The 11,534-nt window shown below is 45.5% G+C and carries 13 protein-coding genes and 1 other annotated feature; of the genes, 11 read left to right on the forward strand and 2 right to left on the reverse strand.

What is annotated here, in order from left to right; translation table 11 throughout:
• Nucleotides 1–23 precede the first annotated feature (23 nt).
• The 5 genes from LRM42_RS01235 (at nucleotide 24) to LRM42_RS01255 (ending at nucleotide 3,301) form a co-directional block, all read left to right on the forward strand.
• Nucleotides 24–1,217: an ATP-binding protein gene (locus tag LRM42_RS01235; protein ID WP_243816439.1), complete on the forward strand. Its 1,194-nt coding sequence runs from the start codon at nucleotides 24–26 to the stop codon at nucleotides 1,215–1,217.
• An 89-nt stretch (nucleotides 1,218–1,306) separates the two neighbouring features.
• A complete protein-coding gene (gene secE, locus LRM42_RS01240) occupies nucleotides 1,307–1,636 on the forward strand; it encodes a preprotein translocase subunit SecE (protein WP_129634978.1) in 330 nt (109 codons plus the stop codon).
• A gap of 10 nt (nucleotides 1,637–1,646) precedes the next feature.
• Entirely contained in the window at nucleotides 1,647–2,192 is a 546-nt protein-coding gene (nusG, locus tag LRM42_RS01245) for a transcription termination/antitermination protein NusG (RefSeq protein WP_129632621.1), read from the forward strand.
• A 66-nt stretch (nucleotides 2,193–2,258) separates the two neighbouring features.
• Entirely contained in the window at nucleotides 2,259–2,684 is a 426-nt protein-coding gene (gene rplK, locus LRM42_RS01250) for a 50S ribosomal protein L11 (RefSeq protein WP_129632624.1), read from the forward strand.
• A 59-nt stretch (nucleotides 2,685–2,743) separates the two neighbouring features.
• Nucleotides 2,744–3,301 carry an L-threonylcarbamoyladenylate synthase gene (locus LRM42_RS01255; RefSeq protein WP_243816440.1) on the forward strand — a complete coding sequence of 186 codons (558 nt, stop codon included), beginning with the start codon at nucleotides 2,744–2,746 and terminating at the stop codon, nucleotides 3,299–3,301.
• A 64-nt stretch (nucleotides 3,302–3,365) separates the two neighbouring features.
• Here the strand turns inward: LRM42_RS01255 and eno are convergent, their stop codons facing one another.
• A complete protein-coding gene (gene eno / locus LRM42_RS01260; protein ID WP_129634982.1) occupies nucleotides 3,366–4,646 on the reverse strand; it encodes a phosphopyruvate hydratase in 1,281 nt (426 codons plus the stop codon).
• A gap of 451 nt (nucleotides 4,647–5,097) precedes the next feature.
• Here eno and rplA point away from each other — a divergent pair, with 451 nt between their 5' ends.
• The gene (rplA, locus tag LRM42_RS01265) at nucleotides 5,098–5,784 is read left to right on the forward strand and encodes a 50S ribosomal protein L1 (protein WP_129632827.1); all 687 of its coding nucleotides are present in this window, start codon (nucleotides 5,098–5,100) and stop codon (nucleotides 5,782–5,784) included.
• A gap of 1,162 nt (nucleotides 5,785–6,946) precedes the next feature.
• Here the strand turns inward: rplA and LRM42_RS01270 are convergent.
• Nucleotides 6,947–7,336, reverse strand: a complete 390-nt coding sequence (locus LRM42_RS01270; RefSeq protein WP_243816441.1) for a hypothetical protein — start codon at nucleotides 7,334–7,336, stop codon at nucleotides 6,947–6,949.
• Between the two features lie 377 nt (nucleotides 7,337–7,713).
• Nucleotides 7,714–7,850, forward strand: a sequence feature (ribosomal protein L10 leader region).
• 59 nt (nucleotides 7,851–7,909) lie between these two features.
• Between LRM42_RS01270 and rplJ the strand changes: the two genes are divergently transcribed.
• From rplJ to LRM42_RS01295, 5 genes are all read left to right on the forward strand, one after another.
• Nucleotides 7,910–8,434, forward strand: coding sequence for a 50S ribosomal protein L10 (rplJ, locus tag LRM42_RS01275; RefSeq protein WP_243816442.1), 525 nt, complete (start codon nucleotides 7,910–7,912; stop codon nucleotides 8,432–8,434).
• A gap of 65 nt (nucleotides 8,435–8,499) precedes the next feature.
• Nucleotides 8,500–8,877, forward strand: a complete 378-nt coding sequence (rplL, locus tag LRM42_RS01280; RefSeq protein WP_129632638.1) for a 50S ribosomal protein L7/L12 — start codon at nucleotides 8,500–8,502, stop codon at nucleotides 8,875–8,877.
• Between the two features lie 249 nt (nucleotides 8,878–9,126).
• Complete coding sequence (locus tag LRM42_RS01285) at nucleotides 9,127–9,642, forward strand: hypothetical protein (RefSeq protein WP_129744342.1); 516 nt, start codon at nucleotides 9,127–9,129, stop codon at nucleotides 9,640–9,642.
• A 9-nt stretch (nucleotides 9,643–9,651) separates the two neighbouring features.
• Nucleotides 9,652–10,527 carry a DUF2797 domain-containing protein gene (locus tag LRM42_RS01290; protein WP_243816443.1) on the forward strand — a complete coding sequence of 292 codons (876 nt, stop codon included), beginning with the start codon at nucleotides 9,652–9,654 and terminating at the stop codon, nucleotides 10,525–10,527.
• A gap of 571 nt (nucleotides 10,528–11,098) precedes the next feature.
• Complete coding sequence (locus LRM42_RS01295) at nucleotides 11,099–11,491, forward strand: hypothetical protein (RefSeq protein ID WP_243816444.1); 393 nt, start codon at nucleotides 11,099–11,101, stop codon at nucleotides 11,489–11,491.
• The last annotated feature ends 43 nt before the right edge of the window (nucleotides 11,492–11,534 follow it).

Here is an 11,534-nt window from a genome sequence, read left to right on the forward strand (position 1 = left end):
TATGCTTATGCTATACTTTAGCTATGTGGGCGCTAATTTTTCTATTGATCACTCTGAGTGTTGTTTTAGGTGTTATAGCTATTGTTTTACATAAAATATTGTCGGAAATTAGCGATAAATCTGATTGTGAAAATGGTAAAAAGAGCCTTAGTGAACATCAAAGAATGATCACGCTTATCAATAATATTACCGACGCGATTCTCAGTACGGACGAACACGGAATTATCAATACATACAATTCGGCGGCGCTTAATTTAATTGACACGAACAGCGGAATTAACGGCGAACATATCAGTCAGGTGCTGAACCTTGAAACGACAGATAAAAAGCCGATTGACATTTTTAAGGAACTCACCAAATCTTCCGCAATTCGCCAGCGCGACGACGTCTTAATGAAAATCGAAGATGGCGATTATATTCGCCTGGAAGTTACGCTTGCGCCAGTTCAGGGCGGCGACAAGATGACACCGGACGGATATGTACTTATTTTACGCGACATCACGAAGACGAAGAGCCTCGAGGAGGAGCGCGATGAATTTATTAGCGTAGTTAGTCACGAATTACGCACGCCAATTGCTATTGCTGAAGGTTCGCTGAGTAACGCCAAATTACTGGTCGAGCGTAAAATGACCAGCAAAATTCCTGAAGCCATTGACGAATCTCATAAGCAAATTTTATTTCTAGCGCGAATGATCAACGACCTCAGTACGCTATCACGAGCAGAGCGAGGAGTAGCCGATGAAACGGAAATAATTGACGTGACAGAGTTGGCGGCTCAGATAAATTCCGAATATTCACCTCAGGCGGGCGAAAAAGGCTTAGCTTTCAATTTGGATATCGGCGGGCGACTTGGCGTGGTTAAGGTTTCTCGTCTATATCTGGAGGAAATTCTCCAAAACTTCATTACCAACTCTATTCGATATACACAAAAAGGCTCCATAACTTTATCCATCAAGAAAAATAAATCTGGCGAAATCACCTTCAAGGTTATTGACACGGGAATTGGCATTAGCAAAGCCGACATGGCAAAAATTTTCGATAAGTTTTACCGCGCAGAAGATTATAGAACTCGCGAGACGAAAGGCACGGGATTAGGTCTATATGTTTCCGCTAAGTTGGCGAAGAAATTGGGCTGCAAAATTGAGGTAGAAAGCCGATTGAACCACGGATCGACGTTCGGATTCAAACTAAAAGAGTTCAAAAAAAATGACAAATAATATTCGGTCAACTTGTTTTTTTGGACTGGATGAATTACAATGGCTATTGACAGTCTGTGAAAAACAGACTTTTTAAATTGGGAGAAAATATGGCACAGAAGGGCAAGGCAAGCAGCAAAACTACGGTTCGTCGAATCAAGGCTACTGACGACGCGCCAAAAAAAGAAAAAACTGTAGCGAAAAAAATCAATAAACCAACAAAAATCACCACAAAAACACCTAAAAAGTCTGGCGAAAAAGGTGGATTGATTGGATATTTTAAGGGCGCCTGGGAAGAGCTGAAGCTAGTTCGCTGGCCAACCCGCTCAGCCACTTGGGCAATGACAGCGGCAGTGCTTATCTTCACCTTTGTGTTTGTCGTTCTGATTTTATTACTTGACGCCGCATTTAACTGGGGCTTTAACCAAATTTTGAAGTAAGGGAGAGACTATGAGTTCAAAACGATATGACGATAGCAAGCAATGGTATGCAATTCACACTTATTCTGGCTATGAAGAAAAAGTTGCCGAATCAATCCGCCAACGAATCAACGGCGTCGATATGGCTGATAAGATTTTTGACGTTATCGTGCCAAAGGAGAAGCAAATCCAGATTCGCAACGGTAAGCGTAAAATTGTTGAGGCTAAGATCTTCCAGGGCTATGTCTTAGTCGAGATGAAATTGACCGACGAAACTTGGTACATCATCCGCAACACACCAGGCGTTACAGGATTTGTGGGCGCCGACACTACGCCAACTCCAGTTTCTGAAAAAGAAATTGCGAAGATTAAGAAGCGAATGGGCGTTGAAGAGCCAAAGCATCAGATTGATTTCTCAGAGGGCGAAGTTGTTTCAATTATCGACGGTCCATTCAAGGGCTTTGATGGCGCCGTGAGTGAAATTGACGCATCTAAGGGTACTTTGAAGGTTATGGTCAGCATGTTTGGCCGTGACACTCCAGTCGAGTTGGACGCCTTGCAGGTTAAAAAAGTTTAGCTTGCAATTTTAAGCATTTTTCGATACAATATTCGAGTTACGCACTACAAACTATAAGGAAGAACTATGGCAAAGAAAATTATTGGTAATTTGAAATTACGCATTCCAGCCGGTCGAGCAACAGCAGGTCCTCCAGTGGGATCAACGCTTGGTCAGTGGGGACTAAACATGATGGACTTCATCAATCCATTCAATGACGCTACAAAAGACATGATGGGTAAGGATGTAATTGTTCACATTCAAGTTTACGAAGACCGAACATTTACTTGGAACTCACTTGGTCAGCCAGTTGACGATATGATTCGTGAAAAAGCTGGCATCCAAAAGGGCAGCGGCAAGCCACACTCAGACAAGGTTGGTAAGATTACTCGCGCACAATTGCAAGAAATCGCTGAAGCGAAAAAAGATCAATTGAACGCAATCGACATCGAAGGCGCAATGAAAGTTATCGCCGGATCAGCACGCTCAATGGGCGTTGAAGTCGTCGACTAAGCTACAGAACTTTTAACAGATAGCCCCGAACTTCTCGGGGTTATTTTATGGTAAAATAAATGATTGTGAAGAATATTTTAGACAACAGTGTAATTTCCGCGCTCCAGAACGAGCAATTGATAATTGCTAAAACTGATACGATTTACGGAATATTAGCCGCTGCCAATTCAGAAAAAGCCGTCGAGAAATTATACGAAGTTAAGCGGCGCCCTTTGAATAATCCGGTCATTATTTTGGTTGCGGATATTGACGACATTCCTAATCTCACGCCGTCGATCAAACACAAATATCAAGAAATCTCCAAAAATAGACCAACAACAATCGCCACCAAAGTGAGCCCTAATTTTCTGCCACATCTTCCGAGGAACGGCGGAACATTGGCATTCAGAGTCGTGCCAGAATCTCCATTAGCAGAGTTAATTCGAATCGTCGGTCTTTTGGTCGCGCCCAGTGCAAATCCATCGGGAGAAGAACCGGCAAAAAACATCACCGAAGCGATAAATTACTTCCACGAATTAGTGCCGATTTATGTCGATTCTGGAGAAGTCGCCGACGCTCAACCGTCGCAAATCGTCCGAATCAACGAGGGCGGGGAAATTGAGTTTTTAAGAAGATAATCCTCGGAAAATTGCCAAATAAAAAAGACTTCCTCTAAATTACGGGGAAGTCTTTTTGCGTGAGTTACTTTACAAACGGATGCGCAATTTCCAAATCTGGGCGCTTTTCCGCAATTCTCAGCAGCTCGTTGTACTTAGCAATTCGCTCTGAACGCGACATCGAGCCAGTCTTAATTTGACCTGTACCCAAACCGACCGCCAAGTGAGAAATCGTTACGTCCTCCGTCTCGCCAGATCGGTGGCTCATCACTGTATTCCAACCAGCATTCTTCGCCATCAAAACAGCTTGAATTGTCTCAGTCAATGTACCAATTTGGTTCGGCTTGATTAAGATCGCATTGCCAGCCTTTTCTTCAATTCCGCGCTTCAATCGCTCGACATTCGTCACCAAAAGATCGTCGCCAACCAATTGCGCAAAATTGCCCAAATCAGCCGTCATTTTCTCCCAATCCTCCCAAGCTTCTTCGTTCAATCCATCCTCAATCGAGAGAACAGGGACGCGCTCCAGCAGAGCTTTATACGTGCGAATCATTTCGTCAGCCGACAGAATTCGGTGCTCAGTCGCCAAGTTATATTTGCCGTCCTTGTAAAGCTCGCTCGCTGCAACATCCAGCGCAAAGCCAAAGTCCACGCCTAATTTATAGCCAGCCTGCTCGATGGCGCGAGATAGTAACAAAATAGGCTCCATATTACCATTCCTGACATGAGGTGCATAGCCGCCTTCATCGCCAACCGTTGTAGGATAGCCTTCATCTTTCAGGATTTTTGCCAATGCATGAAAAACTTCAGCACTCATTCGAACTGCGTCCGCAAAAGTTGCCGCGCTAGTTGGAATAATCATATATTCCTGAAAATCAGTCGCACCCAACGCATGCTGACCACCGTTCATCACGTTAATCATCGGCATCGGCAGACACATTGCAGGATTTCCAGCCAAGCTATTGACATATTGATACAACTCCACGCCACGCGACTTAGCAGCAGCTTTCGCCACGGCCAGCGACACAGCCAAAATCGCATTCGCACCCAAACGCGCCTTATTCGGCGTACCGTCCAGACTCTTCATTTTTTCATCAATTGCGGCCTGGTCGAACGGATTAGAGCCTTTCAAAGCCTGCGCAATTTCACCATTGACATTTTCGACCGCACGAAGCACGCCTTTACCGCCAAACGCCAGCTCGCCGTCCCGAAGCTCAACAGCCTCGAAAGAGCCAGTGCTTGCGCCAGACGGAACAGCCGCACGCCCAAACGAACCGTCACTCAAAGTCACGTCCGCCTCAACCGTCGGATTTCCACGCGAATCTAAAATTTGCCTTGCTTGTATGTTTGTAATTGTTATATCCATAATTACTATTTTATCAAACATTTGCCTCAATCTCTGAAAATATGGTATAATTTCATCACTATCAATCAATGTTGGGAGGCTGATTTGTTAAGATGACAAATTGCCGTTCGTACCACAGAAAGGATTTTTTATGGCAAAGAAAGCCGAGTTGCTAGAAAAAGCAGCAGAACTAAAACTAGAAGTCAGCGAAAAAAACACAATCGCTGAAATTGAAGCAGCAATTGCAGAAGCTACAGACGCAAGCAAATCTCACGACAACAAAGACAAAGACGTTGTTGCCGAGCGCGAAGCTACTGTCGCTAAGTCTGGCAAGCGTAGCCAAAAAGCTCTTGACGAAGCCGCTGAAAAAGCAGAGAAAGAAGCTCGCAAGGAAGCTGGCGACACTACTCCACAATCAGACGACGCCGAAGCTCACGTAAAAAAAGGTCCAAAGCCAGTTACTCGTCCACGCTTGGAGCGCCGCGGTAAGAAATATCAAGACGCTGCAAAAAACGTTGAAAAGAACAAATTGTACAGCTTAGACGAAGCTTTGAAGTTGGCTACTGAAACCAGCCCAGTCAAATTCGACGCTAGCGTTGAAATCCACATCCGCCTAGGCGTTGACCCACGCCAAGCCGACCAAAACATTCGTTCAACCGTAGCATTGCCACACGGTACAGGTAAGGACGTTCGAGTTGCTGTTTTCGCACCAGAATCAGAACACGCTGCCGCTAAAAAAGCCGGCGCCGACATCATCGGTGACGAAGAATTCCTAAGCCAATTAGACAAGGAAGAATTGAACTTCGACATTTTGGTCGCAACTCCACAGTACATGCCAAAGCTTGGTAAATACGCACGTTTGCTTGGCCCGCGCGGTTTGATGCCAAATCCAAAGTCTGGCACCGTTGCTACCGACGTCGCTAAAGCCGTTTCTGAAGCAAAAGCCGGAAAAGTTGAATACCGCGTTGATAAGCAAGCCATTGTTCACTTGTCAATCGGTAAGGTGTCATTCGGCGCTGAAAAATTGTCAGAAAACGCACGCGCATTCTTAACCAGTTTGAACTCCCAGAAGCCATCCAGCTTAAAGGGCGTTTACGTTAAGAGCGTTGCAATTGCCACAACTATGGGCCCTGGCATTAAAGTAGAGAACTCTCTGTAATCTTTATATTTCAGGCAATTAAATCCCGTCGATTCTGGCGGGATTTTTGCGTTACTATTGCATTTTTCATTTTTTATGATAAAATAGTAAAGTCCACCTAGATGGCTGATGTTCAGAGCTTCTGATTTCCAGCCTAGCGCTGGATAAGAACCTTAACATCTGCTATCTAAAGTTTTCACGAGAGAAAGGATGGCGCGATGAGCCGTCACACCAAGACTCCACTGAGAGTCTCAATGCTGGCAATTCTTGTCGGCATTATCGGAATGCTCCTCTTCGGAGGAGCATCGTACGCCACCAACGAGGCACAGTCCTCGTCTGGTATCGAAGTGGCGTCTACCGCCACTACCGGTCACCAGATGACCGCCGAAATCACCCGGGTAACCTCTTCCGGCACTCACGTCACGTCTTCCGTCCGCGTGGACGGTACGTGGGCGACGGAAAAACTTGAGATCGGACAGAGTTTCTCTGTCCATGCTAACGTAGATCTCAAATGGGCCACCAATTTCCCGTTTGTCCTCGACGGAGGAGAACGGATTGGTGACTGCACGGTTGATAATACCGCCCTCACCTGCACCGTTGACACGGTGCCCGACACCATGGTCAACAAGACAAATGTCACAGGACATTGGTGGTCGGCAGCCCGAATTCAGGAAAGTGCGGTCGGTAAGACCACCGCAGAGTTTATCCTGGAGGGCAAGACGTCGACAGTCACGTTCGGTGATAGCAACGGTGATGGTACATGCGATAGGGACTGCGGTCCTGTGCATTACCCCTACGCAAGTATCGACAACTTCAAGGCGGGATGGGTCAATCCTGACAACACCGTCTCTTGGATGATCAGCTGGGTCACCACGCCTGGCACTGAGTACACAATTCACGACGAGAGCACCCGTCTCTCGAATGTTGTCTCGTGCTCTACGGATGAGACGTGGAACCCGAAGACCGTTATCAAGGTCACGGCTACTCAGGTTGACAACGAGACCATCAAGATGATGGCTCCCGAGGGATCGAAGGTCTGTGTGACCTACACCCCCGATCCGGTGAACCCTGATGGCGCAAAGGCGGTCACGAATGTGGCTACCGTCAATGGCGTCCGCTATGAGAAGACGGTCGAGATCAAGGCTAATGGAGGGACCGACGGAGACGGCACGACGCCTGCTCCTCAGCCTACACCCACTCCCTCTGTGACCCCGACCCCGGAGCCGACACCGTCGACAACTCCGAGTCCGACGCCTAGCGTGACACCCGCACCGAGTCCGACTCCAACCGCGACTCCGACCCCGGAGCCGACACCGTCGACACCTAGTGTGACACCGGAACCGACTCCGAGTCCGAGCCCATCGACGACTCCTGAACCGAGTCCGTCGGCACCAAGCCCGGCACCGAGCCCGACCCCGTCGGCATCACCGAGTCCGAGTCCGTCGGCACCAAGCCCGTCGGTCACGCCGACTCCGAGCCCGACGCCAACCACGGCACCCACGCCGAGCACGACACCGTCGGCAACACCGGTGCCGACACCCACGCCGTCGACAACTCCGACACCCGTGCCCACGCTGTCGGCGACACCGGCACCAGCACGCCAGCACAAGAAGCTGGCGATCACTGGTGCAAGTGGAGACGCAGCCACCAGCGCGGTCGCGCTAGTGGCTCTCGGAGGATTATTCCTTATTTGGGCGCGTCGTCGCCAGACGGCACACCCAGAGGACTAACCCTTATCGTCGAGGGGTGTTAGTTTAATCGACTAGCACCCCTCGACGAAGACAGATAGATATCAGAGAGAAAAGGAGGTTCGTTCGCCCGCTCCACCACGGAGCGGGTTTTCTCTTTGGTTAGACATAGACGCCTATTGATTTTATTACGTTATTATTGTAAAATAATCGGCTGGAAAATAATCGCCATAGCTCTTGTTTTTCGTTGTCATTTCTGCTACAATAGTCTGGAACATTACCAAAGACAGTGGCGACTTGACGTAAAACAAGTATAAAAATGCCACCGAGGGATGAAACTAACAGTTTTATTTGACGTCTTTGGTAGTGCGAGAATCAAAGACGTTTTTTGATTCTCCATTACCGCACGTTAACAAATTGGCACATAACAAATTAACTCAATCAAAGAAAGGATTTTTATGGCAATTTCACGCGATAAAAAACAAACTTTGGTTGCTGAACTGACAGAGCTATTAAAAGACGCTAAGGGCACGGCTTTTGCTCGATATCAAACCCTTACCGTTGCCGACCTACAAGAACTACGCAAGGCAGCTCGCGAAGCGGGTGTCACCATCAAGGTTGTTAAAAACCGATTGGTACGCGTAGCTCTTCAGGAAATCGACACTTACAAAGAAACCGACACCAGCTTATTGGTTGGTCAATTGGTTTACGCCGTAAGTAGCGAAGATGAAGTTATGCCAGCAAAGATATTGGACACGTTTGCAAAAACACATCCAGCATTACAACTTGCAGGTGGCTTCTCAGGCGAAGGCTTGGCAATTAGCGAAGCTGACGTTAAAGCATTGGCAGGCCTACCAAGCAAAGACCAACTCGTTGCTCAAGTGGTATCACAATTGCTATCACCAGTACACGACACAGTCAACGCGCTTGGCGGCAATTTGCACGGACTTTTGGACGGCATCGAAGCCAAAGCTGCTGCTTAAGTTTAGCAATCAACACTAGTAACGTTGCAATCATCGCAACAATATAATAATAAAGGAGAATATCAATGGCTGATATTAAGAAATTGGCTGAAGAACTTGTAAAATTGACAGTTCTAGAAGTTAACGAATTGAAAAATCATCTTAAAGAAGAATACGGCATCGAGCCAGCTGCTGCAGCTGTAGCTGTTGCTGGTCCAGCTGCTGGTGGTGACGCCGCTGCTGCTGACGAAAAAACTGAGTTCACAGTTACTTTGAAAGACGCTGGTTCTCAGAAGGTTGCAGTCATCAAGGCTGTTAAGGAAATCACTGGCCTAGGTCTAGGTGAAGCAAAAGCTATCGTTGACGGCGCTCCAGCACCAGTCAAGGAAAAAGTTTCTAAGGACGAAGCTGAAGCTGCAAAGAAAACTTTGGAAGACGCTGGCGCTACTGTCGAGCTTTCATAATTTGTTATACAATGCCAATTTGTTTCGTTTAATCACCGTCCGCTCTGGGCGGTGATTTTTATGTCGCCAATCTTAATATCACGAACCACGCGTCAATTTCAAGAGTAAAATTTGCAACACTTTTTTATTCATATCTTATAGCGCTGTGGAAAATTGGATAAAAATAGATAACGCGACTTGATATAAATGTAAGGATATGCTATATATTAGTTAAGTATTATAAAAATAGACAAAGGAATTGCGAGAACCATGTCTGAATTACCAGAAAAGCAAATTAAGCGTCTGAGGACACTTATTCAAGAGGCGGAGACCAATTTAGCTGCCGCAAAAGAATTATTGATTAGTATTATTGGCGACGATGGTCAAGTTGTTACGCCAAAAACTTCGTCAGATAATGTAGCGGGAAAGATTATCGAAGGCGTATTTGACGGACAAATGATGCTCAGCCCGGATGGTAAAAATTACCCAATCCCAGCTAACTACGCTTCAAAGTCGAAGCTGGTTGAGGGCGACTTGATGAAATTGACAATCGCTGAAGACGGCAGCTTTATTTATAAGCAAATCGGTCCTGTGCCGCGAAAGCAGATTATCGGAACGCTCGTCCAGCACGACGGAATTTACTACGTCGAGGCTTCCGGCCGCGAATATCGTATTTTGCTTGCTAGCGTAACTTACTTCCGAATTAACGTCGGCGACCAAGTTACAATCATCATCCCTGAAGACAATCCTGACGCAACTTGGGCTGCTGTCGAAGCTGCATTATAAGGAAATCTTATGATACCGAGCGAGTTCTTGCTCAGTTACGCCAGTTTTAACGCTGATAATAAGCCTTTTATTGAATGTCAAGTTGGCGATAAAATTGAGCGTCATGAATTATTTGGACAAGATTTATCTCTTAAGTTTGATTTTTCTGTCAAGTATTGCGCGGGTTGGGTGGATTTTGAGAATCGCTGTAGCCAAATTTGTCCAGATTACGCCACGGTTGATGAAAAGTATGAAAATTGCCTAAAATGCCGCGATAAAACAGGCTTCAATCCAGCATTTTACAACGCCAATTCGGTTTCCGCCCAACAAGAAAAAATCAATCAAAACCCGCACTTTGTTTACTTGGCGTACTTCGCGCCGAACGTCATAAAAGTTGGAATCTCGCAAGAAGAGCGCGGAATTCGGAGATTATTGGAGCAGGGAGCGCGATTAGCCATAAAATTAGAAACGTTTTCTTCGGCATTGATCGCCAGGCAGTACGAGGCGAAAATTTCCAAGCTAGACGGAATAGCTGAAACTCTGCCAGTTCACAAAAAGATGGAATTAATAAAACAAGCGTTTAACCGTACTGACGGCGAAAGGGAATTGCGACAAAAATTACTTGAAATTGAGCAGAAAATTGGCGTGTCGTTTCCGAAATCCGAGCTAATTCCTTGCGAAAATTATTTTCAAACCGCTGGTGTTGATTTGTCACGTGTCGTTTTAATGAAGGATTATGGTCAATTGGTCGGACATGTACGCAGCGTCATCGGCTCAATTGTCATCACTGATTACGATAGTCAGCTGCTGGCTTACAATATTAAAAAGCTTATTGGCTATCGGGCGCAAAAAGTTGACAGAGAAATTGAGCTGGATTTACCAACAGAGCAATTAACGTTATTTTAGAACCTTATTTTTACAATATGCTTTTGATGAAATAGCTTGAAATTTTACTCTATTACTGATATATATAAATCAAACTTTCACAGTAAAGGAGGCTACCAATGAGCTTAACTACAATATTATTAAATACTTCAATAGTACTGGCACGATACTTGCCATACATCTTGGGAGTGGTGACTCTAATTACATCAATATTCATCCTTAAGAAAGAAAAAATTAGCAAGAAGTCTAAGGCTCTGTTATTAACTTGCATAATTACTGCCATTATTACAATAATAATCGTATTTATGCGATCTCGAATACTCGGAAATCACATTTGTTAACGTCTACTACGGCGGCAGGTTTGGTAACATACCCGGTGATAGTCATGGTCATGTCAGAGCCACTGGCGGTCCGCTCGGCGAAAATATCGTCTATTGGAGGCTGCCTGAGAGCGAGGGCGGCCAGGTTATCATAGACAACTCATGGGAAACCATGAACGGCAACGACTTGCGCGATCACCTCACTGGCTTCTGAGTCATAAGACATCTGGATATGCCTGAAAACTATCCATCTTACCTGGTATAATTTCACTATGAACAATTACTCAAATTTTATATTCCCATCGGTAATTTTTGAAGCATTTCCAATTCTCGAAAAATTGGGTTATGTTCGACAATTCGCACCACTGATACCGCTTAGTCCAGATACGACTTTTCACCTATTCGGCGGTAAGGATGGATACTTTCTTATACTAGTTATGACCGACTATGCTGACCCAATAGATCAAAGTCAAGAGTTAAAGAATATTTCTGGTGAATATGCGTTTGAATTTACTAAGCTTATCACGCCGCATAGCAATGATGAATATATTGAGATAAAAGAAAACGACGAGATACTTGAAGATCCAACCGTGTCAGACCCTAATAGTTACTACCGTTTTTATGTCGCCGAAACAAAACACAAAATCGATCTGCGCTATCCATAAAAAATGCCGTTTTCTGATATAATTATCTCATGAGGAGCATGAG

The organism is Candidatus Nanosynbacter sp. TM7-075, from assembly GCF_022828255.1.
In the GTDB taxonomy this organism is placed as follows: Bacteria; Patescibacteriota; Saccharimonadia; order Saccharimonadales; family Saccharimonadaceae; genus Nanosynbacter.

What these genes read in the sequence shown, in the direction of transcription:
- rplK (WP_129632624.1), top strand. Translation starts at nt 2,259, where the DNA reads ATGGCAAAGAAAATTATTGGTAATTTGAAATTACGCATTCCAGCCGGT.
- LRM42_RS01235 (WP_243816439.1), top strand. Translation starts at nt 24, where the DNA reads ATGTGGGCGCTAATTTTTCTATTGATCACTCTGAGTGTTGTTTTAGGT.
- LRM42_RS01290 (WP_243816443.1), top strand. Translation starts at nt 9,652, where the DNA reads ATGATACCGAGCGAGTTCTTGCTCAGTTACGCCAGTTTTAACGCTGAT.
- nusG (WP_129632621.1), top strand. Translation starts at nt 1,647, where the DNA reads ATGAGTTCAAAACGATATGACGATAGCAAGCAATGGTATGCAATTCAC.
- rplL (WP_129632638.1), top strand. Translation starts at nt 8,500, where the DNA reads ATGGCTGATATTAAGAAATTGGCTGAAGAACTTGTAAAATTGACAGTT.
- LRM42_RS01285 (WP_129744342.1), top strand. Translation starts at nt 9,127, where the DNA reads ATGTCTGAATTACCAGAAAAGCAAATTAAGCGTCTGAGGACACTTATT.
- LRM42_RS01255 (WP_243816440.1), top strand. Translation starts at nt 2,744, where the DNA reads ATGATTGTGAAGAATATTTTAGACAACAGTGTAATTTCCGCGCTCCAG.
- secE (WP_129634978.1), top strand. Translation starts at nt 1,307, where the DNA reads ATGGCACAGAAGGGCAAGGCAAGCAGCAAAACTACGGTTCGTCGAATC.
- LRM42_RS01295 (WP_243816444.1), top strand. Translation starts at nt 11,099, where the DNA reads ATGAACAATTACTCAAATTTTATATTCCCATCGGTAATTTTTGAAGCA.
- rplJ (WP_243816442.1), top strand. Translation starts at nt 7,910, where the DNA reads ATGGCAATTTCACGCGATAAAAAACAAACTTTGGTTGCTGAACTGACA.
- eno (WP_129634982.1), bottom strand. Translation starts at nt 4,646, where the DNA reads ATGGATATAACAATTACAAACATACAAGCAAGGCAAATTTTAGATTCG.